Here is a 22380-nt window from a genome sequence, read left to right on the forward strand (position 1 = left end):
AGCGGAGAGCCTGATATGAAGAAGCAGAAATTAAAAAAATTTATCGAGTTTGCCTCGGGATTACTTCCCCATGAAGTAAAATACCTGTTGGATATTCAACAATTTGAAGATTCCGACAACCTTACCATTTTAAATCAAACAAACGAGTACGTAAATAAAAATGCTGATAACAATATTTTCAGTACTCACATCGATAAAAGAAAATTTTCAAGAATTATGCGCTGGATGCAGGAAAAGCTCCGTGCAGCAGATGTAGATGCAGAGTTTAGTCTACTTATAGAACTTGAAAACAACCTGATGAATGATAACTTATCTCAGGGTCAGGAAAAGCAACTCTTGAAAATAATCAACAATACCGAGCAGGATGAATATTATTTCATGAAGCGATATGAGCTCGGGTTGCACTTTCTGAATTTCCTTCTTGTAAGGATGAGGCATAAGGAATATCATATCATTGAAGACTTTATCAATAAGTATAAATCTCAGTACGACCATTGCCGGATGGTTTATATGCGTATTCAAAAAGCTACTAATGATATTATTCAGCAATACACTTATAATGATATAGAATCGAGACAGTGGGAAAGCTGGCTCCTCACAATATTTCGCGATCCATTGATGGATGGAATGAATAGATATTACGCATTGGTCAGGCTAGTATTTTTATATTTCAACTACAACCTTCAAGATAAAATGGAGGCTCTTTTTGAAGAAATTGATCCGGTACTTGCCTCAGGTAAATTTTACAGTCGAAGGATTCTGATCAATTATTACGGAAACAGATTATTGTATCACTCAAAAGCAAACAGGCTAGACCTTGCCGAAAAATACGGTTGGCTTTCTATCAGTGAAAAAAACAGCGACTACCTACACTATGCCAACAACCTTTGTGCTGTTCTCTTAAAAAAAGGCGCTTTAAATGATGCTTTGAAATTAATGCAGGATGTTTTCCCCGATGTAAAAACTACATCAAATTTTCACCATAAAACGAGTTTCACTGCTCAATATATTACTGCACTCACCCAAAACGGACAGTATAAAGAAGCTGCTCAGCATGCAGAAATATTCCTCATGGCCAATAAAAATGAGATATTAAGACATCGCTGGCATTTATTTTTCAGTGTATTTTTCAGATCGCTATTTTTAAAAGGTGATTACAAAAAAATAATTCAATACTCTCAAAAATTGAATCTCATTGAAAAAGAGAGAAAATATCTGAAGAGAATCAATTCTTTGCCAGCCATCCAATGGTATTTCGAAGCAGCCAGATATCAGTCAGAAATAATTGAGATCAATGAATTAAATAATTCTCTAAGATCTATTCTTAATGGAGGGGAACATCCTGATAAACAAAAACAAATAATTGAAGAGCTAAAAATTGAAATAAGAAAAAAAATTCCAGAGGTCAAAATAAAATAGTCGAGCCTAAAATTTCACAAAACAAACAACTCTATCTCTATTTAAGAGAACTTTTTTACATATAAAAACACAAAAGTCAACCCTAATAGAATTTTTATTGGCATTTACTAAAGACCACACACTATTACATTAGTAAAACGATTAAATATAAAATTTTTAAAAGGACTTTGAGACAATTCATAAAAATACTATCGGTAATCTATTTAATAATTCTAAATCCAATGAACACAAAGGCACAAGATGCATTTATGGAATTAGACTACCCCTATCCTATGGATAAGAAAGAGGTGGTCAAAAATATAAATATAGCCTACGCGGATATTGGAAAAGGTGAACCGATATTATTCATACACGGCATGGGAAGCTACGCTCCTGCCTGGAAAAAGAACATTTCAGAACTAAAAGAAAATTTTCGGTGCGTTGTTGTGGACCTTCCCGGTTATGGCAAGTCTTCTAAAGGAAAATTTAAAGCAAATATGAGTTTTCATAAAGAGCATCTTTTTGCTTTAATGGATTCTTTAGATATCAAAAAATTTCACATAGCCGGTCATTCAATGGGAGCCCAGATCGCAATGCATATGGCACTTGATAATCCTGGCCGGATAAAATCTCTCATTCTTTCTGCTCCTGCCGGAATTGAAACATTTAGCGAACAGCAAAAAGCGATGTTCAGAGCAATAACTCCTGAACAAACTGCCTCAGTTAGTGACGAGCAATATAGAATTAACCTGGAGGCTAATTTTCATGAAATGCCTGATGATGCTGAATTCATGTATGAGGACCGAATGATGATAAAAGAATCACCAGACTTCATGAACTATTGCTATACCATCACAGAAGGAATAAGAGGTATGGTCAACGAACCTGTTTTTGAAAAACTGGGTGACCTTAAACCGCCAGTTTTAATAATATATGGCAAGCAAGATAAACTGATACCAAATAAGTATCTGCATCCGGAAATGACTACTGCTGATATCGCTAAAATAGCAAATAAAGAAATCCCTGATTCGCAAATGGAATTAATAGAAAATGCAGGTCATTTTGTTCACTTCGAGCAACCCGAAAAAACTAATGAGCTCATTAAAAATTTTATAAACTGAAAAACTAAATGTAGAACCGAAAAACCCAACCCTTATAACCATGAAAAACAAATTACTATTTATCTGCCTGCTTTTAATAGCGGGCATCGAGCCTATCCTTGCTCAATATACCGTCAGCGGAAAAGTTGTCGATGCTGAAAATGACGAAGGAATGGCCGGAGTAAACGTATTTATTGAAGATACCCGAACAGGTGTAATCACCGAAACAGACGGGACATTTTCCTTTAAAATAGAGAATGACGAAAGTGTAAACTTAATGTTTACTTTCATTGGATTTGAGACTGTTACAAAAACAGTTCCGGGAGGATCAGATATAAATCTTGGAACAATTTCCATGTCTCCTTCAATTCAGGAAATGGATGAAGTTGTCGTGTCTGTAACCCGAAAACCGGAAAAGATAACAGAAGCACCGGCCTCTATCTCAGTAATAGATTCTGAAGACCTTGACCTCATGCCAACCTACAATATCGGCGAATTCCTTAATAAAGTTCAGGGGATTGAAGCTGTAAGATCAGGAGTAATTGGAGTAGGTATAAATGCCAGAGGATTCAATTCTGCATTTAATGTTCGCATGCTTCAATTAAACGATGGCAGAAATGGCATGCTTCCGGGAGGTACCGGATTGCCAGCAGGTATTTACAACACAATCATTAAGGAAGATATCGAAAGAGTAGAAGTAGTTGTCGGACCTGCATCTGCACTGTATGGGCCAAATGCTCATGCAGGTGTAATAAACACCATTACGAAAGACCCCGGGCTTCTGAAGGAACTACTATTGTATTAGGTGCCGGAAACCAAAGTCAGCTTTCTTTCCGAGGCCGTCATGCCCAGGTTATTGATAACACACCTTTATCCTTCAAAGTGAATTTTGAGTACACAAGAGGTGAGGACTTTGAATTTATTGATACTGTATATACTCCGACTGCAGGAGCCCAACCAGAACTTGATCCGGATTTTAATTTTGAAATTATCAGAACAAATGCAGCCTTATACTATGAGTTGAATAATTCAACTGATATTATTCTCGACTATGGATATGGTGAAGGATCAAATATTGGCGTAACCAATCTGGGTAGAAACCAGATCAATGGCTGGAATTTTCAGTACCTGAATGCCAGACTAGTTTCTGATCACTGGTATGCAACGGTTTACAATACCTGGAATGACGCTGGAAACACTTATCAGATCAATGGCAGAACTAACAATTATCACGCTCTTCTGGCTGCTGGAGAAAACGAGGCTGAAGCTAAGAGAAAATCTCTTCTACCTGTTGAAGAAGGCGGTGTAGGCTTCCCTGGCTTTATAGACAAAAGCCAAAGATTCAATGCAGAGGTACAGTATAACAATACAATTGGAGAAGATCTTTATTATGTAGTAGGAGCAAACTTTCAGAGAGACATTGCTGATAGTGAAGGGACTTACCTTTATGACGTTAACGGCCCAATCAAAATTAATCAGTTTGGAGCCGTACTTCAGGTCGAAAAACCATTCGGAGATATCTTTAAATTCGTAGGCGCTGCCAGAATCGATAAGCATGACTATTACGATACTCAATTTAGCCCGAGATTAGCGCTGACTGCTAAAGCAGGTAAAGGGAATTTCCGAATGACTTACAGCCGTGCATACGCAGCACCTTCAATCCAGTTTATGGAATTTCTGTTTCCATTTGCAGGTGGAGCAATTATTGGTAGCGGTGAAGGCCTTACGACTCGTGAATTCACTCAAAGTCTGATCGACGGATCAATCACATATGGAGACACCCGCACAATAGATCCTTTACAGCCTGAAAAAGTAAATACTTTTGAATTTGGTTATAAAGGTATGTTGGCTGAAAAACTTGCTGTAGATTTCACTAGCTGGTATTCTAAAAGCCGTGATTTCTTAAGTCCTGCAGTGTCCCTTTTCCAGGTTAACCCAGCAGAACTGACAATTACCGGTGAACAAATTATCAAAAAAGGTGATACTGATATCCCTGAGGAATATGGCAACCTTCATATTACCTATCTGAATTATGGGGAAGTCAGCTCATATGGTGCGGATATCGGATTAACTTATTTCATTAATAATAAATTTAGCATTGGTGCAAAATACATGTACTTCGACTCTGATATTACAGACGAAGATAAATTCGAAGACGATCCTGCACTCGAAAATTTAGCTCCTGAAACAAGAGCTGCATTAAGAACTTTAAATGCTCCAAACCATCGAGCGAACTTTAACTTTTCAGCAGCAAATCTTTTCGATGATAAGTTTTCAGCTTCTGTAAATGTTCGAATCGTTCCTGAGTATGACTTCAGATCAGGTCAGCAAATAGCAACTGAAGAAGGTGCGGGCACCAGAGTGCCTGGAACTCTTTATAATTATGGTCCATTAGGTGGGTTTACAACTGTCGATCTTTCTGCAGGATATAAGCTGAGCGAAGTATTCCATGTAGGCGCATCTGTAACTAACTTATTTGACACAGAACAAAGAGAGTTTGTCGGATCTCCAATGATTGGAAGACTAGTTAATGTTGAACTTAAAATAAACCTTGACTGGAATAAAGATTAATCCTGGGTAAATAAGAGGATCAATTAGGTTGTACCCCGGCGAAATGTCGGGGTATTTTTTTACTTTCAAAACAATATTTAACTAACGGTTTCGAATAAATATATTATCTTAAAAAACATTCGATAATATATGGACAAAATAAAAAGCAAGAATTACAAAATCACTGATAATATAGATTTAACTAAAATCTCTACATTCAATACCCTGAATGCCAGTGAAGAGGAATTAAAAAAAAGCCTTGAAGAAACGAGAGAAAAACTGGGTGAATTCCAGGATGTGCTATATGCCCATGGTAAGTACAGCGTATTAATTTGCCTCCAGGGAATTGACACCGCAGGAAAAGATAGTTTAATCAGAGAGGTATTTAAAGATTTTAATTCCAGGGGAGTTGTCGTGCATAGCTTTAAAGCGCCATCGACCCTGGAAAGAAAACATGATTATTTATGGCGTCATTATCTGGCTTTGCCCGCAAGAGGTAAATTTTCAGTTTTTAACAGAACGCATTACGAAAATGTAATCGTCACTCGGATTCATCCTGAGTACATAATAAGTGAGAATATCCCAGGTATTAATTCAACAAAAGATATTGATGAAGATTTCTGGAATATGCGCTTTGAGCAGATTAATAATTTCGAAAAACACATCTCACAAAACGGGACCATCATCTTCAAATTCTTCCTTCATCTCTCTAAAAAAGAACAAAAATCCCGACTGATCAGGCGAATAGAAAAGAAAGACAAAAACTGGAAATTTAGCCCCGGAGATCTTAAAGAAAGAGCTCTTTGGGATGAATATCAATTTTGCTTTCAGGAAGCAATAAATAACACTTCCACTTCATATGCTCCATGGTACATCATACCATCAGATAGTAAAGATGCAGCAAGATTAATTGTTGCCGACATTATTTATGACGAATTAAAAGAATACAATGACATTCAGGAACCTGAATTACCTGAAGAAATCCAGTCTAAACTAGATGATTACAAAAGACAACTTAAAAATGAATAACTACTATCCGCTAATAAGTTCGTTTTTAAGCTTTTGTAGATAATCAGCGGAAAAAGACTTATATGAAGATGTTATTTCATCTATGATTTTCTCATCTAATCTGCTTGCAGATATTTGTGAAAGTGGCATTTCTCTGCCATAATTTGGCTTCAGGTTCCCAAAACGATTCTTTTCATAAGGAAGAAAAGTTGGGTTATCAATTGTAAGAACAATCTTTTCACCGATCATCTGTAAAGCAACATGATAGCGGATTGCTCCAACAACTTTTTTACCTATCAGTATTTGAGATTTTAGAAAATACCCGTCAATATAGCTTACATAAGCGTCTTCCTTATTAGCAACCAGGAGTTTAAAATTATCAGATTCTTTCTTCCTGCTCTTTTTATATTCGCTGAACATTTCTTCAAAATCAAAATCATCATGAGAATTCACATTAACCGTATCAGTCAAAATGACTTCTTTGAAACCATCGCCCATTGAAAAAGGGTTAAACATGATAAGGGATGAAAATAATAAATAAAGCATAACTATATAATTGTGATAAATCAATTGTATGTGACCACGGGCCACACACAATTGAAATAAATTTTAAAACGAATAAACTGCAGCAAATAGTAATTGAGAAGCAGATTGAGTAGGATCAGCATCACCATCTAAAAACCACTCATTTTCAGCATTATCTAACCTCACTTCAGTTATAAAGGTCATAGGGCCACTATAATAATTAAGTGTCAGAGTGCTTGAAAACACACTTTCTGATGGAATAGTAATACCTTCCATTTCGTATTCTTTCACAGAAAAGAATTCTCCTCGATATCCTATCGCAACTTTATCAGTAAATGAGTATTGAGGATAAAGAGCTACCCCGGAATATCCTCCTGCGTCTTCCTCATCAGCGGAATAGGTTGCAGCATTAACTCCTAAATAAAAGTCGTCAGTTATTTGAAGGCCTGATGTCAGGTCAAGCACAGTTCCCGAAGGTGATCCTGATAAATAATTTAAATAAACATCCCAGCCTTCAGTAGGAGAAAGGTAAAATTGGGCACCAAAATCTGTCACACCATTACCATCTTCATAAACATTCCAATCATTAAACACACCCACCATCAAGCTAACCTGATCTGAAAAAGCATATTCAGCTTTCAAACCGGCATTTTGAAAAGGTCCATTTGTAAACAGATAAGAAGTACTATAATTGAAGTTCGCTGCAGGTGAGATAACCTCATACCCTACAAATGTCCCCATATAACCACCCGTAAGAGTTAATTTATCGGTGAGTGAATAACTCATGTAAAGATTTTGGATATTTATATACCGATCTGCTCCACTCCCATCCCTTAATGTTGGAATGGACTTAAAACTTCTGGGACCAAAAGAGAATTCACCTACGAAAGCGACCTTTCCAGTGGTATGAGATAAACCTATATCCAACATACCTATTGCAACAGTATTTTGTGCATCGGCAAAACTGGTTGGGATATTAGATTCCCCTGAAAAATCGTATTTATAATATATATCGGCAGATCCGGAAATTTGTAATCCGGCAGATTCCATTTCTTCAACTATTTCTGCTTCCTGGGCAAATATGGCAGTATTCACCAGAAGCAACGTTAAGATTAGTTTTGTTGCATTTTTCATCGACTTAGACGTAATTTGAATTGAACATTAGTTTTCTGTTGTTGCAGCAGAACAACGTGTTTTAATGCCCGGCAGAGTGGCAGCTCTGCCGGGTCTTTTTATTCCTGTAAATTGTAATTATTCGAGAATGATGGTATAACCTCTAATACCGTGTTCGTGAGAATCCAGACCTTCTTTTTCGTGTTCTTCTGACACCCGAACCCCGATAGTGTATTTCAAAGCTAGAAAGATTAGTGAAGCACAAGAAAAAGCTGCTGCTCCACAAACGCCCACACCAATTAACTGCGGTAGAAAAGGCATTGCTCCTTCTGCATTGGAACCAAATATCCCTACAGCAAGAGTACCCCAGATTCCTACGGTTAGGTGAACTGAAACAGCTCCAACAGCATCATCAAGCTTCATTTTATCTAAAAAGACAGCAGACAACACTACAAGAAAACCGCCAATAAATCCTGCGATCACAGCATCAGCAGTACTAAATACATCAGCCCCGGCAGTAACAGCAACAAGTCCGGCAAGTACTCCGTTTAGCACCATACCTAAATCCATTCGTTTAAAAACAAAATGAGCCATAATAAAAGAACCTAACGCTCCCGCACAAGCTCCGAGACTGGTAGTTACCAGTACATAAGAAACTAATCCTGGATCTGCAGAAAGCACAGAGCCTCCATTGAAACCAAACCAGCCAAACCAAAGTAAGAATACTCCCATTGTAGCCAGAGGAACAGAAGATCCCGGGAAGTCATTTACTTTTCCATTCATATACTTACCTAACCGTGGACCTAAAACCAATATACCTGCAAGAGCGCCCCATCCGCCAACTGAATGAACAAGAGTAGATCCGGCAAAATCATAAAATCCAAGAGCATCAAGTGCTCCTCCACCCCATTTCCATGAACCAATTATTGGATAAACAACTCCAACAAATAGAATTGTAAAAATTAAATAGGAACTTAATTTAATTCTTTCAGCCACGGCACCGGAAACGATGGTTGCAGCAGTAGCAGCAAACATGGCCTGGAACAAAAAGTCCGTCCAGTAGGTATATCCTCCTCCAGCATAATCTACCGATGATCCCCCGGCAGGACTTTCGATCCAAAACCCGGAAAAGCCAAACCATCCAGGAGTTTCAAATCCAGGGTACATCAGATTAAAACCCATTAAAGCGAAGGTTAAAATACCTATGACCGGAGTCAGCGTATTTTTAAATAAAATATTTACAGTGTTTTTAGATTGTGTAAAGCCGGCCTCAACACCTGCAAATCCTAAATGCATTAAAAACACAAGTGCAGTAGCTACGATCATCCATAGATTATTTGTTGTTAACAATACATCACTTAGATCCTGGGCTGTAGCCAGCACAGTAGCAGTTTCAGTTCCAGCTGTTGCAACTGTCTCTGTTACAGAGGCGACTAAACTATCAGACATTACCTCTACAGTATCTTGAGATACTCCTTCCTGAAGTAACGCCTCTTTTGAACTCAATTTCTCCATTGCTTAATTAATTAGTGGTAAATGATTTGTTGTAGGTCAACTTTCAAAATTCCAACCGCGGTAAATAAAGGAATTTATGAAAGATTATTTGCCTTTGATAGGTTCGAACCAAATAATCAATTTTGATTTTAAACAAATGTAGAGAATGATTCTGAATTAAAAAATTATCAATAAATTTTTAGAGATACTTCAAATTAAGGTATATTATATCCTTTATTATGAAATAATATCAATAAAATAATGGAATGATTAAATATTTGTTAAAGAAATTATTAACTAAGCAGATGGTATTTAAGCAACTAAATATAATTTTTTTTACAAAAAATATGATTTATTTAATATTATTTAAATAACAATTGTAAAAACCCAGTTTAAACGCAAAAATTGTGGCCAGATTTATTATCAAAAACGCAATTAATGCAATTAGAGGTCTAATAATAAACCTGAAAAAACAAAATTATTGTATATATATTATCTATAGGGTAATTATTAAAGTGAATAAAACAGGAGTTGGCTTATTAACCATGACATACAAAAGGAGAAAACTAAATAAAAAAACTGCTGATATCGGGATATCAGCAGCTGCATAATTTTTTATATCTACTTAATTTAAATTCTAAAGATCACCATACTTTAAAAAGTAGGAATATAAATCATAAAGTAATCAAAATGTCTTTTTAATGATCCTGCCACCTTGCCAGTAATAAGCTGTATTTCCACCAAAACATATAAATGAAGAAACCGAGCTATCCAGATAGTATAGTTTCCAGGTCTCCCCGCCATCTTCGGTGATGTAATAGCCACCTTCATTGTCGACAAATACAATTTTATTTTCATCTACAGCCTTACATCCGACAATATTCCAATCTATAATACTTTCATAGTTTAATACTGAAGACCAATTTTCACCTCCATCTTCAGATTTTACTAATCCAGGACCTGAAGTATCAATCAAAGGTGCTTTATATGCAAATACTAGATCCGAATTGACAAAATCTATCGCAGGAGCCAATGGATATAACCTTATAGGTAAAGATTTTAATTCCCACGATTTACCAAAATCTTTTGAAATAATCATTTTAGATGACTCTGGATCAATAAAGGACACCAGGTCATTAAATACTGATAAAGGTTGAAATTTTCTGGCTAAGTCATAATCAAACTCAGCTACTTCGACAAAATCTTTCCCTGAGTTTGAGGATACAAAAATGTTTCCTGTAGATAAATCGGAGTTTGAAGTAATCGCAATTATGGAATCAGAAGTTAGAGGTAAATATGATTCAACTCTGTAATCATCAGAAAATGGATCGAACTCTTTCCATGTATCTCCTCCATTTTCACTTACAATCAATTTTGGAGAAGTATAAATTGGAACCATAATGAAGTTTTCGTCAAAAACAGGAAAAAGATCGTATGTGTTGATTCCCATTTTCTCAAGAATCATGTTCCAGGTGGCACCACCATCAGTGGTCTTAAATATTGCTCCATTTGCATGTATCAACCCAAAATTTTCAGAAAAAAATTCAATTTTTGAAGGAGTTGAAATATCTATATCTACTACTGAAACCTGATCATCTAGAACTTTAATTAAAAACTTTTCTGTTTTTGAAACGTCAAACTCCTGATAAAATACTTCAAGTTGACCCGACCCGGATGATTCAGGTAAATTAAATGTGTATTGAGTAGCAGAACTGGAAGCAACTTGCAATTTAACTCCGTTAAATAAAGCGCTATCAATTAAATCGAGGTTTTCTCCTTTGAGACTAACCTGATCTCCTGAAACAGGAATTTCATTTAAGGTGTAAAAACTTAAATCTTTCTGAATTTTAACCTCTTCATCCTCACCGCAGGCAAGCACCAGAAGCAATAAAGCTAATATGGGGAAATTTTTCATTAACTAGTTGGTTTTGGTTATAAAAATCAGCTGCTAATATAATAAATCTCCGAATATTATTTAAACACATTTAATTATTAAAATGATACAAAAACACCAAAGTTCCTGAAAAAGCTGGCTTTGGGTTATCCTTTATTTCCATTTTAATATCCATTTCGGTTTTGGAAATACCCCTGAGATCGGTAATGGCTTTAAGTTTAACTCTCAATCTTACTTCATCATCTGATAAGACCGGGGCTCCAAACCTAAATTTCTCAATACCATAATTAACAAGCATTTTGATATTTCTGATATCAGCTATCTGATGCCATAGATGCGGAACTAGAGATAGCGTAAGAAATCCATGAGCAACAGTGCTTTGAAAAGGACTTTCAGTTTTAGCTCTTTCTTCATCTAAATGAATCCATTGGTGATCTAATGTTGCATCTGCAAATTTATTGATCTGATCCTGTGTCACTTTTATATATTCTGATACTCCAATCTCTTTCCCTACGTACTCTTCAAATTCCTTAAAACTTTCAATTATAACTTTTGCCATTCTTATTAAATTTTTAATCTGATCGGAAAGATACTTTTTTCTTTTATATTGATAAAATAACAACAGAAAGAATCGGCACTTACCATTGCCAGGATTTCCTATCACTAAATACAATTTCAGACTTTATTTCGGCGATTATCCCTTTAATTAAATCTTCAATAACATTTTTTTCACTGCGAGGTAATATTATATAATCTCCGGATTCAATGTATAAAAAATAATTCTCCTTGATCTCAACTATCTCCTTAATCTCATCTAAAGAAAAGACTTGCTTTATCTCGTTTGATTCAATAATTAAATTATGTTCTTGGAGCCAGATTGAAGTTTTTATTCCAATTTTATCTTGAAAATTCTGCTTTATATAAGTTTTATAAAAGCTTTTATATCTCCATTTAAAATAGAAGGGGTAAAAAATTAAAATGAAAACACATACAGCCAAAATAAATTTAACAAGAGTTGACTGCCGGTTTAGATAAAGTACAACAGAAAGGAAAACAATAGTTACAAAAACCAATATCAGGTTTCGAATTTTTCGATTTTGAACTTTTTTAGATTCTGTTGCCTGATATAAAAAAAACCTTAAATAATCACCTTCCTGAAGAAAAAAAGTCACCATAAACAAACTATATTAATATAATTAATGCTCAAAAAATGCACTTTTTAATTATTAACTCAAAAATATGGCTACAATTAATTTAATTTGAAGCTTCAACCATTTTTTAAACCAGAACTAATCTTTAATGGATTTAGATCAAATTTTCCGGGTATATAAAATTGTCGGAGGTGTTTTTGATTCATTTTTTTCATCAGAGGACAGAAATGTCAATTATAACAAAATCTGGTCCTTCAAAGGCATTGAGAGTGAATGTATTCAAAACACCTTTCCAAACGCAAATACGAAACTTGCCACCGAATTTGGTCTGAATGAATATGAGCAATTCATTGTTACCTTAACACTTCTTCCATACTATTACCCGGATGCATTTAAAGGAATTAGAATTCTTCAAAGTGCCGATGAATATTCTTTTTCACTTCTGGGTGGAGTCAGCAGGGGTGATCATAAAAGTTGCTTTCCCACCGGAGAAACCATACTTTTTTTACTTGGAGGGAGGGATCCGATAAACAGAGATTTTATTCATTCATTTCTTTCATCTGGTAGCTCTTTATTTCGTCATGGGTTAATCAGACTATTACCCGGAGAAGAAGGCACTCCCAGGCTATCGGGACAATTATGTCCTAGTGACGAACTACTCGCACTGACTAAAGGTACAACATTTGTTCCCGAGTACAGCTCGTCTTTCCCTGCCAGGAGGATTACCACTCAAATGGAATGGGAAGATTTAGTTTTACCTTTTGATACACTTGAATCACTCGAAGAACTTAGAATGTGGATGAGTCATGGCAAAAAATTGCTCGACCATCCGGATTTAAAACGCCGGTTAAAACCCGGATATCGAACTTTATTTTATGGTCCGCCCGGCACCGGAAAAACATTAACTGCCTCTTTAATTGGAAATGAATTTGACATCCCGGTCTACCGCGTAGATCTAAGCCTTGTCGTATCAAAATGGGTTGGAGAAACTGAAAAAAACCTGAAGCAACTATTTGATATGGCTGAAAACAAGCGATGGGCTCTATTTTTCGATGAGGCCGATTCGTTATTTGGGAAACGAACGCAAACCTCTAGTGCAAACGACAGGTATGCTAACCAGGAAGTATCGTATTTGCTACAGCGAATAGAAGATTTCCCGGGATTAATAATATTAGCCTCAAACCTGAAAAATAATATGGATGCGGCTTTTTCAAGGAGATTTCAAAGTACTATCTTCTTCCCAATGCCTGATGCTGAATTGCGTTACCAACTGTGGAGGAAAGCATTTCCGAAAGATTTTAAAATCGATGAAAAGATAAACTTCAGGGAAATAGCCAAACAATATGAATTGGCAGGAGGAGCCATTACAAATATCATACGGTATTGTACACTTAAAGCATATTCACGAGATAACAATGAAATATGGCTCGATGACATTGAGCATGCTATTATTCGTGAATATCGAAAAAATGGAAAGATTGCGGGTTAAAATGAAGTTCTTTTATGATTTCAGGAAATCCTTTCAGGCTAGGAACTTTGATTATTAAAAAATAGAATTTATTTTTTTCTATAAAATCGTTATCTTTCGCAAAATTTTTTTCAACTATTTAGGTTAAAGAGCTTTGCGTAATTTTTATTATTGGCTGATTATATTAATCTGCCGTACTTACTTTTCCTACGGTCAAGTCACTGATTACCACACTTCGGTAGAAATCAAAAACAATAAGGTAGAAACTACCTATGAAATCAAAATAAAAATCAATGACCGAAAAGAGTCAGAGAAATACTCTGAGGTAGAAATATTTCATTCCGATCAAAATGAATTAAAAATTCATGAAGTTTACCTCTTAGATGGATATGGTGAAAAAATCAGAAAACTAAAAAAGAAGGATTTCTCGGAGAGATCGGCAAAATTCAGCAATACATTTTTTATGGATTATATGGTCACAAGCTTCGATATAAAACATAACACTTATCCTTATTTTATTTACTATAAATATTCAATTACAGAGGAATCTGCACTTGATTACGCATCATGGGATCCTTACCTATACTACAAACTACCTACTTCCAATGCTACATTAAAAATCACATTACCTGCTGAAGAAAAAGTAAGAATATTAAATGATCATAATATACCAGTAAAAAGGTCCTCAGATAAAGATGAAATAACCTATTTATGGCAGGTTAATAACTTTAAACTACTTGAAAAAGAAGCATACGGAGAATCTCCAACCAACCTTGCCCCAGAAATTATTGTATTGCCCGAAAATTTCGACTACATCAAGCCCGGTAGTTATGAATCATGGAAATCAATTGGCAATTGGCAATATAACGTAATAAAAGACAGAAATGATCTTCCTGAAACCGACAAACAAATAGTACAGGAAATCTGTCAAAAAAGTAGTAGCCAAAGAGAGATCATATCCAAACTGTATAATTATCTACAAAATAACACCAGGTATATAAATATATCTATTGATAAGGGGGGACTCGACCCTTATCCTGCCTCATATGTATCCAAAAATAAGTATGGTGATTGTAAAGCATTAACGATATATATGAAGTCACTACTGGAAGAGGCAGGGATTGATTCATATTATACTCTTGTCAATGCAGGTGAAGAAATTCAACGGATAAACAGAGATTTCCCAAGCCTTCAGTTTAATCATGTGATTCTTGCCGTACCTGTTCAATCAGATACTTTATGGTTGGAAAACACCACCAATATCTTACCATTCGGCTATATCGGATCTTTTACACAAAATCGCTACGGGTTTTTAATTAATCAAGACCAAAGTAAATTCGTGCGAATACCCAAACTATCTAATGAGGACATTAAAGTAATCTCCACTTATGATTTTCAATTAAATGAAAACGGTGAAGGAAAGGCCACTTTTAACAAAATAGCCAAAGGAATTGAATACGAAGAATTAGCAGATTTAAATTCGGTATCTGATAAAAACCTAACAGAGGAATACATAGATGATTTTATTCGTTTGAAAAACTATGTGGTTAATAACTGGAACATTAAAAAAAATAATGAAGATAATCATAGCCTGATTCTATCAGCTGATCTATCTATAAAAAAAGCCTCAAGAAAGATTGGTCCTTATATTATATTGGATGTTCCTCATTACAGATTTAAAAAATTAAATATACCATCAGAAAGAAAAACGGGATTAAAGTTTGATATCCCAATCTATAATATTGATCAATATATATACAAAATAACCAATATTGATTATAGTAAAATTCAATTACCTAATGACAAGGTTTTATCCTCAAAATTCGGAGAATACAAGCAAAATTTCAGAATAGAAGGAGATAAATTAATTGTCCAAAAATCACTTAAAATTTACTCAGGCGAATACGATAAGAAAAGTTATCAGGCCTTCTATGAGTTCACAGATAAAATACAGGAAATACAGAACCAATCTATAATAAAATTACAATGAAGTATTTATCAATTATTTTTTTAACTGTTTTCACTTTAACAATTGGTATTTCACAAGACAAACCCAATAGAAAAGTCTCTTTAAATATTCTAAAGCAGAAAAAGGATTCTTTATTTCCTGAATCGGATGCTGTCATCTTATTTGATATTGGAAGTTCAAAATTTATCGATACTGATGATGGGTATAACATCCAATTTACCAGGACAAAAAGAGTAAAAGTTTATACCAAAGCAGGAGCTGAGAACGCTGAGTTTTCGATCAATTATTATGTGGATGGTTATGATAAGACCGAACGGGTAAGAAAAATAGAAGTCAAGAGCTATAATCTTGAAAATGGAAATATAATAATCACTTCATTGGATAAAAAATCCATTTTTGATGAAAAAATAAATGAAAGATGGAGGTCAAAAACTTTTGCAATTCCCAATGTAAAAGCCGGAACTGTATATGAGATAAAATACGTTTTAGAATCCCCGTTTCATTTTAACTTACCAGATTGGACGTTCCAAAGTTTTTTCCCAACCAGGTACAGTGAATACACTGTTGCAATGATCCCCTTTTACGAATATATTTTTGACACACAACAAATATCCAAATTTGATGTAAAAGAAAAGAAAGTTGACGATGTAGAAAGGACGTTTGGTAATGTAGTCGAGCATTATGGAGTAACCACAGGATCAGGCTCGAAATTTAAAGATGTAATATTCAAATTTGGTTTAAAGAATGTTCCTGCTTTTAATCCAGACAAATACATTAGTTCACCTTCAGATTATATAAAAAAATTGATTTCCAGCTATCGAAATTTTATGATCCATATGGTAGAACTGAAGAAATAATTACTACCTGGCCGGCTTTAAGTGAAGACCTTAGCGATCATAACCATTTTGGCAAATATATTAAAAAGTCAAAAAGAGAAAGTGATGATATATTATCAGGGCTGGATTTAAATGGTAAATCAGATCGGGAAAAGATTAAGACTATTGTCGATTACTTTAAAAGATTTATTCACTGGAATAAATCTTATTCAATATATACTTCTGACAAACCCAGAGAAGTAATAGCAAACAGGACCGGTAATTCAGCTGAGATTAACCTTCTTTTAGCTTCTATTTTAAATGAAGCCGGATTAAATGCTAAACCAGTAATTATCTCCACTCGAAACCACGGTAAAGTAAAAAGGGACTACCCTTTTATACACTATTTTAACCATGTAGTAATTTTTATTGAAGATCCTGGTATACTTATCGATGGTATTGATCCAATGTTAAGGTATGATCTTATACCCACGAATTGCATTAACGGGGTTGGATTAATTATCAATGACGATAAGCCCAGATGGTTAACTTTATATAACAATATACCCTCTTTAGATAGGCATGTTTTCATAATTGAGCCAAATGAAAATAAAAAACTGGACATTCAATTTGTTAACGTTAGCTCTTTCTATGTCGCCTCTCAATCAAAAAAATCCGTCGATAATAATGAAGACAAAATAAAGGAATATGCAGAAAACAATGGCATTTCAGAAATAAACACGGTAAAAACAAAAGGTTATGATAATCCGGACCTGCCTTATAGAATTACTATAATTGGAGAAACGGAAGTTTCAAGTATAAATGGTGACCTGATAATAAAACCATTTTTGAATTTTCCACTTTCAGAAAATCCTTTTAAAGAAAAAACAAGATCATATCCCGTTGATTTTATTTTCCCTTTTAAACAACAATTTATCTCTAAAATAAAAGTTCCCGAAGGATATAAAGTCAAACACCTTCCTGAATCATTTAATAATGAAAACGAAATGGCAGATATAGATATTAAATACGATCAAAGGGCAAACATTTTAAATATTATAGCGAATTTTAATTTAAAGAAAAATGTTTATTCCCCGGAAGAATACCCGGAACTCAAAAAATCATTTAAGTTAATGGTAGAAAAATTCAATAAAGAAATAATTCTTGCAACAGATACCGATTCAGAAATTTAGACAGATATAACCAGCAGATATAAAATTTATTTCTAATAAAAGAGTAAGGTTGATTAACCTTACTCTTTTTTATTGCACTTATTTTATCCTGATATAAGTTAACACATCACCCTTAACTTCATCACTTACCCCCGTCAATGTCAGTTCATCATTGTTTATTTTAATTTCATAATATTTATGTGGCTCAGATTGATCGTGACTAACAAATCCAACTTCTGCCCTATGGGCATGTGGGATCCAGTAACCTGTTTTATTTCCGTTGTCGCTTCGCTTGACATAAACTCTATCCCATCTTAAGAACATATTTTCTGATTCTTCATTTTCACCTGTCGCTTTCCACCTACCAATTAATGCGTCGGCATGACTCCTGGGTAGATCTTTTATTCTTGTCAGGTAAACTTTCACTTTCATATCTTCTTCCATTCTACTCCATACCATTTCATCATCCTTTATTTCCACAGCAAAAGGCCCAAATGGGTCTATCGGATTGTAATAGTCTTTAAATGATAATTGACTTACTTCTTTATTAAATGACCACAAACCTGCACCATTTTGCAACCAACCATTACCTGTCTGATAGGTTCCGTCACCGTTGATCCTGGACCATTTAGCTATTGGAGTCATATCCCGATCGCCTACTGATACTTTATTAACTTCCCAGAGTCCTATCAATTCTGAATTTTGAGCGCTAAGAATAGCCGCAGAAAAAACGATTAGTAAAAATGTTAATTTAAATTTCATGATTATTTAGGTTATAAATTTTCACAATAGTTGAAGCCAGCTCTAACAGGTTAGACTTATCACCGATATTTGACAATATTGAAATGATTAACTCTCCTTCATTCACATTTACCAAAATTGACTGGTACCCTCCGGTATTGCCTCCATGAATAATATACTTGTTATCAACTGATAGATCACCAAACTTATATTCACCATTTCCATCAAAAATTGCCCAGCCATATCCATAGGATATATCATTATTAATACCTGACAAATGATTTGTTTTAATCTTTTTTAAAGATGGTTCTGATAAGAATGTATTTTCGTTCAAAGACTGTCCCCACAAATATAAATCTTCAGCGCTACTAAATATTCTCCTACCCAATGTTAGATCAATAAAATCATTCTTTTGATATTCACCGGCATCAGCATTAAACTCATAAGCCCCAACCAGGTCTTCTATTATTATTTTATTGTTCGTGACGGAAAGAGTTCTTTCTAATTCAAGTGGGGTGCAAATTTTTTCCTGTAATAATTGATTAAATGACTTTTGATAAATATTCTCGAGGATAATAGGCAACAAATGATAAGCAAAATTACTGTAATGAAATTTTTTCCCCGGACTGGCAACACTATCCAGTTGACTAATAAAATCAACGTATTCGTTATTACTAAAATTACTACGCTTCAACTTTAGAAAGTTATCCTTTCTCAATTCCTCACTAACCCCATCATAATTAGGTAGTCCTGAGGTATGAGTGAGCAATTGATGAATTGTAATTTCATCGGAAAATTTGCCTTTGTAATCAAAGCTTTCCAAATGATCCACCAGCTTATCAGAAGTATTAAGTTTACCTTCCTCTTCTGCAACCATAATTAAACTAGCTATAAAGCTTTTGTTTAAGGAGGCTATATCGAAAACAAAATTTTGTTTCATGGTTATCCCCCAACTTCTGTCCGCAGTACCGATAGCTCTCTCAAATCGTTCTACCTTCTTACCCCCAATTACTACTGTCCCGTCAAATAGACCTTGCTTATTCTTTAATAGTATCAAACTATCCAATTGATCTTGTAGATTCAGAAGCCTATTATTTTCGCGCTGATTTCTCTCACAATCAGTAAAGAATATTGCTGTTAAAAAGAAAAATATATATGCTTTCATCAATAAGTTTTTCTACAATAAAACAACCTTTAAACACATTATGCAATGGTTTTGACGTAGTTTGGGATGAAATCAATTTATTAGTGGTGAAATTATTTATCGAGCTGAACGAAATTTTCTTTATACTTTGGAGATACGGGAACCTGCAGGTCATGAGGATATGCTAACACAGTCTTTTGCCCGGATGTATCGATATATTGAATTGATTGAATATTCACCAGGTAACTTCTCTGACTACGCACAAGGTGTTCTTCAAATTCCTTTTCAATATTCTTAAGGGAGTTCCTGATCAGTTTTGTTTTCAATTTGCCATTTGATTCAAAGAATACATTAACATAATTATCTTCAGATTTAATAAAAAAAGTTTATCTGATGTTATTGTTAACTGCGACTTTCCATTTTCAGCTTTTAAATTAATCAATGAATGATGGCCATTATTATGAATTTTTTTGTTTAGCAATAAATTGACAACTCCTACAGGAATAACCATAACTATGAAAAACTCAAATATCATTAAAAAATAACCCCTTAGATATAACTCAGTCCAGTCCCAGAAATAGTTAAACAATAAAAAGGATAGAGTACCTGCGGAAAATATTTCCCAAACATTCCAGACGATACTTTTTTTAAAATTATCAATAGAAAAAAAGGGGGCTATTAACAATTCATTTATCAGAAAAACAAGAGACGTAAGGAGACCAAAACTAACAGATCTGACAAATAGGCTATGCCCTGAAAATGATTCATTTGTTTGAATTCCAAAAGAACGATACAGATATAATACTACAAATAAAAATGCTCCTGTAGAAACACTTACCCACAGCTGCTTTCTATATGAGGTAAGGCGAAATTTCATTTTTTAGGAAATTAAGATATCCTCAAAATATTTATCAGGGCAAAAGCGGCAGTAATAACAAGAAACCCAAACTCATTTTTCATCCTTGTTGGATATTTATAAGAGAGATACGCAACGCCTACAATCGGAAGTACTGCTAGTTTACTGACAAGTTCTACATATGGAAATTGCAAATATTTAAAGAAATTACCTAGTAATAATATGCCTGCCAGAGAAACCATTATCCACTTTTTCCAGGGATTAAAATGCTCCCTCGTGAAAGCATAAACTAATATCAGTAAGAGTGAAATATTAAATAGAATGAAGCTGACAGTTTTAATAGTTTCATCTTCGAAACTCAGCAATCCTACAAACAACACCTGAAGGCCCAGGATTACTTTAGATAATATATCGTTCACCCTGAAAAAATTGTATAAAGCATAAATACAGGTGAGAATTATTATTATTCTAAATGTGATCATAAAAAATTTCAGTTAATCTTTGGAGGCTCAAACTTCCATCGTTCTCCCTCTTCCCACAAATCTACAGAATTACCATAATTATTAATTCCATTATTGGATTTAAATAAAGAGGCGATATTTAATAAATTATAGGTCATGAATGTTGCATTGCGATTGGTGAATTCACTTTCAGGCCCACCTGAATCTTTATCCGCATAACTCGGCCCCGGCCCAACTTCTCCTATCCAGCCTGCATCAGCCTGGGGAGGGATTGTATATCCAACATGCTGTAAGCTATATAAAATTCCCATAGAACAATGTTTTACCCCATCTTCATTACCAGTTATTATGCAACCACCTGCTTTCCCATAAAACACATACTGTCCTTTGTCATTTTTCTTCCCACTCATTGCATAAATTCGCTCTAGTAGCTTTCTAGCTTCTGATGACATTTCCCCTAACCAAATGGGGGTGCCTACTACGAGAATATCCGCGTCGGCGATTTTTTTATACAGTTCCGGCCATTCATCTTTTTCCCATCCCTCTTCCGTCATATCCGGTAAAACACCAGGAGCGATATTAAGATCGACTAATCGAACATATTCAACATTAACACCCTCTCTTTCCATGATCCCCATTGATACCTCCATTAGCTTTTCTGTATTGCTTAATCTAGGAGATTTTTTTAGAGTACAATTAATAAAAATAGCTTTGAGATTACTGTATTTTGGAGAGTCCATAGGAGTTATAGATTGTTCGGTTTCGCATATAATTACACTATTTTCGAACAAATAAACAAGAAAACAACAAGTAAGCTCACAGTTAATATTTCGAAAATTAATCTATTAATAAGCTGCTTAATTGCTGTTTAGCATAAAAATTAAAATAAATTAAAATGCTGTATATAGATTGGCATCTAAATTGCTATAAGATTATTAGGTTTAGAATAAAGGTTTAGGTTTAACAAGTGTAGTGAATTCTTATTTACTACACTTTTTTTAATTCCAATTGCATACGATAAAGATCAAATCCCACCGCCCAGTAATCTTTAACCATTTCGATAGATCTGAATCCAAATTGGTAATAAAAAGTATTTGCTAACTGAGAGGTCCAAACCTCTATAGAAGAAACATCTTCATCTTCTGATATCAGACTAAGAATATAATTTACTAATTCACTTCCTTTACCTTTACCATGATAATCGGGATGGATTATATCCCAGCTTAATCGCGCTACATCATCATTGTTCATAATATGGTAACCGCCACATCCCTTAATAACTCCTGATTCTTCAACAACAAAAAATTTTTTATCATCAGTATTAAGATAATTTTCAAAATCGGGAAGTTCTTCCGGGTCAAAATGTACCGGAGTATTTAATTTGAAAATTTGAATTACTTCTTTGTAATCTGATGACGGGTCGTACCTTCTTATCATTAAAGTCTTCTTTACAAGATCAAAATAATCAAAATATTTAACATTTAATTATTTAAACAAGGTCCTTTAATTATTAAAAGTATA

At 34.4% G+C, this 22380-nt stretch carries 23 protein-coding genes and 1 pseudogene; 11 read left to right on the forward strand and 13 right to left on the reverse strand.

Annotated features, from left to right (window positions below; translation table 11 throughout):
• Positions 1 to 15 precede the first annotated feature (15 nt).
• The 5 genes from DCC35_RS19920 (at position 16) to DCC35_RS19940 (ending at position 6077) form a co-directional block, all read left to right on the forward strand.
• A complete protein-coding gene (locus DCC35_RS19920; RefSeq protein WP_137092466.1) occupies positions 16 to 1419 on the forward strand; it encodes a hypothetical protein in 1404 nt (467 codons plus the stop codon).
• A 221-nt stretch (positions 1420 to 1640) separates the two neighbouring features.
• Positions 1641 to 2519, forward strand: a complete 879-nt coding sequence (locus tag DCC35_RS19925; protein WP_137092467.1) for an alpha/beta fold hydrolase — start codon at positions 1641 to 1643, stop codon at positions 2517 to 2519.
• Positions 2520 to 2559: 40 nt separating this feature from the next.
• A complete protein-coding gene (locus DCC35_RS19930) occupies positions 2560 to 3303 on the forward strand; it encodes a TonB-dependent receptor (RefSeq protein ID WP_137092468.1) in 744 nt (247 codons plus the stop codon).
• A gap of 77 nt (positions 3304 to 3380) precedes the next feature.
• Entirely contained in the window at positions 3381 to 5069 is a 1689-nt protein-coding gene (locus DCC35_RS19935) for a TonB-dependent receptor plug domain-containing protein (protein ID WP_175402883.1), read from the forward strand.
• Positions 5070 to 5198: 129 nt separating this feature from the next.
• The gene (locus tag DCC35_RS19940) at positions 5199 to 6077 is read left to right on the forward strand and encodes a PPK2 family polyphosphate kinase (protein ID WP_137092470.1); all 879 of its coding nucleotides are present in this window, start codon (positions 5199 to 5201) and stop codon (positions 6075 to 6077) included.
• A 3-nt stretch (positions 6078 to 6080) separates the two neighbouring features.
• Here DCC35_RS19940 and DCC35_RS19945 read toward each other — a convergent pair whose 3' ends face one another.
• The 3 genes from DCC35_RS19945 to DCC35_RS19955 form a co-directional block, all read right to left on the reverse strand.
• A complete protein-coding gene (locus DCC35_RS19945) occupies positions 6081 to 6554 on the reverse strand; it encodes a hypothetical protein (RefSeq protein ID WP_137092471.1) in 474 nt (157 codons plus the stop codon).
• Positions 6555 to 6665: 111 nt separating this feature from the next.
• On the reverse strand, positions 6666 to 7715 hold the full coding sequence (locus DCC35_RS19950; protein WP_137092472.1) for an outer membrane beta-barrel protein: 1050 nt from the start codon (positions 7713 to 7715) through the stop codon (positions 6666 to 6668).
• A gap of 117 nt (positions 7716 to 7832) precedes the next feature.
• Positions 7833 to 9209 carry an ammonium transporter gene (locus tag DCC35_RS19955; protein WP_246070098.1) on the reverse strand — a complete coding sequence of 459 codons (1377 nt, stop codon included), beginning with the start codon at positions 9207 to 9209 and terminating at the stop codon, positions 7833 to 7835.
• 386 nt (positions 9210 to 9595) lie between these two features.
• Between DCC35_RS19955 and DCC35_RS19960 the strand changes: the two genes are divergently transcribed.
• Entirely contained in the window at positions 9596 to 9799 is a 204-nt protein-coding gene (locus DCC35_RS19960; RefSeq protein WP_137092473.1) for a hypothetical protein, read from the forward strand.
• Between the two features lie 74 nt (positions 9800 to 9873).
• On the opposite strand, the gene DCC35_RS19965 is transcribed toward DCC35_RS19960, so the two are convergent.
• The 3 genes from DCC35_RS19965 to DCC35_RS19975 all read right to left on the reverse strand — a co-directional run bounded on the left by DCC35_RS19965 (position 9874) and on the right by DCC35_RS19975 (position 12257).
• A complete protein-coding gene (locus tag DCC35_RS19965) occupies positions 9874 to 11103 on the reverse strand; it encodes a WD40/YVTN/BNR-like repeat-containing protein (protein ID WP_137092474.1) in 1230 nt (409 codons plus the stop codon).
• 70 nt (positions 11104 to 11173) lie between these two features.
• Positions 11174 to 11641 (reverse strand): MaoC family dehydratase, encoded by a 468-nt coding sequence (locus DCC35_RS19970; RefSeq protein ID WP_137092475.1) that lies wholly within the window; start codon positions 11639 to 11641, stop codon positions 11174 to 11176.
• A 79-nt stretch (positions 11642 to 11720) separates the two neighbouring features.
• Entirely contained in the window at positions 11721 to 12257 is a 537-nt protein-coding gene (locus DCC35_RS19975) for a YcxB family protein (protein ID WP_137092476.1), read from the reverse strand.
• Positions 12258 to 12381: 124 nt separating this feature from the next.
• On the opposite strand from DCC35_RS19975, the gene DCC35_RS19980 reads away from it, so the two are divergent.
• The 5 genes and pseudogenes from DCC35_RS19980 (at position 12382) to DCC35_RS19995 (ending at position 17678) form a co-directional block, all read left to right on the forward strand.
• On the forward strand, positions 12382 to 13722 hold the full coding sequence (locus tag DCC35_RS19980; protein ID WP_137092477.1) for an ATP-binding protein: 1341 nt from the start codon (positions 12382 to 12384) through the stop codon (positions 13720 to 13722).
• A 133-nt stretch (positions 13723 to 13855) separates the two neighbouring features.
• The gene (locus tag DCC35_RS19985; protein ID WP_137092478.1) at positions 13856 to 15691 is read left to right on the forward strand and encodes a DUF3857 domain-containing protein; all 1836 of its coding nucleotides are present in this window, start codon (positions 13856 to 13858) and stop codon (positions 15689 to 15691) included.
• A complete protein-coding gene (locus DCC35_RS19990) occupies positions 15688 to 16527 on the forward strand; it encodes a DUF3857 domain-containing protein (protein WP_137092479.1) in 840 nt (279 codons plus the stop codon). The genes DCC35_RS19985 and DCC35_RS19990 overlap by 4 nt, the downstream gene beginning before the upstream one ends.
• Before the next feature lie 167 nt (positions 16528 to 16694).
• A pseudogene (locus DCC35_RS22200) lies at positions 16695 to 16844 on the forward strand (hypothetical protein); the annotation flags it as partial.
• Between the two features lie 108 nt (positions 16845 to 16952).
• Positions 16953 to 17678 carry a DUF3858 domain-containing protein gene (locus tag DCC35_RS19995; RefSeq protein ID WP_137092480.1) on the forward strand — a complete coding sequence of 242 codons (726 nt, stop codon included), beginning with the start codon at positions 16953 to 16955 and terminating at the stop codon, positions 17676 to 17678.
• A gap of 78 nt (positions 17679 to 17756) precedes the next feature.
• Here DCC35_RS19995 and DCC35_RS20000 read toward each other — a convergent pair whose 3' ends face one another.
• From DCC35_RS20000 to DCC35_RS20030, 7 genes are all read right to left on the reverse strand, one after another.
• Positions 17757 to 18419: a hypothetical protein gene (locus tag DCC35_RS20000; protein WP_137092481.1), complete on the reverse strand. Its 663-nt coding sequence runs from the start codon at positions 18417 to 18419 to the stop codon at positions 17757 to 17759.
• A complete protein-coding gene (locus DCC35_RS20005) occupies positions 18409 to 19563 on the reverse strand; it encodes a serine hydrolase domain-containing protein (RefSeq protein ID WP_137092482.1) in 1155 nt (384 codons plus the stop codon). Before DCC35_RS20005 ends, DCC35_RS20000 begins: the two co-directional genes overlap by 11 nt.
• Before the next feature lie 92 nt (positions 19564 to 19655).
• Positions 19656 to 19868, reverse strand: coding sequence for a LytTR family DNA-binding domain-containing protein (locus DCC35_RS20010; protein WP_246070099.1), 213 nt, complete (start codon positions 19866 to 19868; stop codon positions 19656 to 19658).
• Positions 19865 to 20419, reverse strand: a complete 555-nt coding sequence (locus DCC35_RS20015; RefSeq protein ID WP_137092484.1) for a hypothetical protein — start codon at positions 20417 to 20419, stop codon at positions 19865 to 19867. Before DCC35_RS20015 ends, DCC35_RS20010 begins: the two co-directional genes overlap by 4 nt.
• Before the next feature lie 11 nt (positions 20420 to 20430).
• Positions 20431 to 20817 carry a hypothetical protein gene (locus tag DCC35_RS20020; protein WP_137092485.1) on the reverse strand — a complete coding sequence of 129 codons (387 nt, stop codon included), beginning with the start codon at positions 20815 to 20817 and terminating at the stop codon, positions 20431 to 20433.
• Between the two features lie 71 nt (positions 20818 to 20888).
• Positions 20889 to 21599 carry a flavodoxin family protein gene (locus tag DCC35_RS20025; protein WP_137092486.1) on the reverse strand — a complete coding sequence of 237 codons (711 nt, stop codon included), beginning with the start codon at positions 21597 to 21599 and terminating at the stop codon, positions 20889 to 20891.
• Between the two features lie 247 nt (positions 21600 to 21846).
• Positions 21847 to 22296, reverse strand: a complete 450-nt coding sequence (locus DCC35_RS20030) for a GNAT family N-acetyltransferase (RefSeq protein ID WP_137092487.1) — start codon at positions 22294 to 22296, stop codon at positions 21847 to 21849.
• Positions 22297 to 22380: the final 84 nt, after the last annotated feature.

This window comes from Mangrovivirga cuniculi, assembly GCF_005166025.1.
GTDB lineage: Bacteria > Bacteroidota > Bacteroidia > Cytophagales > Cyclobacteriaceae > Mangrovivirga > Mangrovivirga cuniculi.

Bases quoted from the DNA above. Each gene is read 5' to 3' on its own strand.
- DCC35_RS19920 (WP_137092466.1), top strand. From the start codon at position 16: ATGAAGAAGCAGAAATTAAAAAAATTTATCGAGTTTGCCTCGGGATTA.
- DCC35_RS19925 (WP_137092467.1), top strand. From the start codon at position 1,641: ATGAACACAAAGGCACAAGATGCATTTATGGAATTAGACTACCCCTAT.
- DCC35_RS19930 (WP_137092468.1), top strand. From the start codon at position 2,560: ATGAAAAACAAATTACTATTTATCTGCCTGCTTTTAATAGCGGGCATC.
- DCC35_RS19940 (WP_137092470.1), top strand. From the start codon at position 5,199: ATGGACAAAATAAAAAGCAAGAATTACAAAATCACTGATAATATAGAT.
- DCC35_RS19945 (WP_137092471.1), bottom strand. From the start codon at position 6,554: ATGGGCGATGGTTTCAAAGAAGTCATTTTGACTGATACGGTTAATGTG.
- DCC35_RS19950 (WP_137092472.1), bottom strand. From the start codon at position 7,715: ATGAAAAATGCAACAAAACTAATCTTAACGTTGCTTCTGGTGAATACT.
- DCC35_RS19955 (WP_246070098.1), bottom strand. From the start codon at position 9,209: ATGGAGAAATTGAGTTCAAAAGAGGCGTTACTTCAGGAAGGAGTATCT.
- DCC35_RS19965 (WP_137092474.1), bottom strand. From the start codon at position 11,103: ATGAAAAATTTCCCCATATTAGCTTTATTGCTTCTGGTGCTTGCCTGC.
- DCC35_RS19970 (WP_137092475.1), bottom strand. From the start codon at position 11,641: ATGGCAAAAGTTATAATTGAAAGTTTTAAGGAATTTGAAGAGTACGTA.
- DCC35_RS19975 (WP_137092476.1), bottom strand. From the start codon at position 12,257: ATGGTGACTTTTTTTCTTCAGGAAGGTGATTATTTAAGGTTTTTTTTA.
- DCC35_RS19980 (WP_137092477.1), top strand. From the start codon at position 12,382: ATGGATTTAGATCAAATTTTCCGGGTATATAAAATTGTCGGAGGTGTT.
- DCC35_RS19990 (WP_137092479.1), top strand. From the start codon at position 15,688: ATGAAGTATTTATCAATTATTTTTTTAACTGTTTTCACTTTAACAATT.
- DCC35_RS19995 (WP_137092480.1), top strand. From the start codon at position 16,953: ATGTTAAGGTATGATCTTATACCCACGAATTGCATTAACGGGGTTGGA.
- DCC35_RS20000 (WP_137092481.1), bottom strand. From the start codon at position 18,419: ATGAAATTTAAATTAACATTTTTACTAATCGTTTTTTCTGCGGCTATT.
- DCC35_RS20005 (WP_137092482.1), bottom strand. From the start codon at position 19,563: ATGAAAGCATATATATTTTTCTTTTTAACAGCAATATTCTTTACTGAT.
- DCC35_RS20015 (WP_137092484.1), bottom strand. From the start codon at position 20,419: ATGAAATTTCGCCTTACCTCATATAGAAAGCAGCTGTGGGTAAGTGTT.
- DCC35_RS20025 (WP_137092486.1), bottom strand. From the start codon at position 21,599: ATGGACTCTCCAAAATACAGTAATCTCAAAGCTATTTTTATTAATTGT.
- DCC35_RS20030 (WP_137092487.1), bottom strand. From the start codon at position 22,296: ATGATAAGAAGGTACGACCCGTCATCAGATTACAAAGAAGTAATTCAA.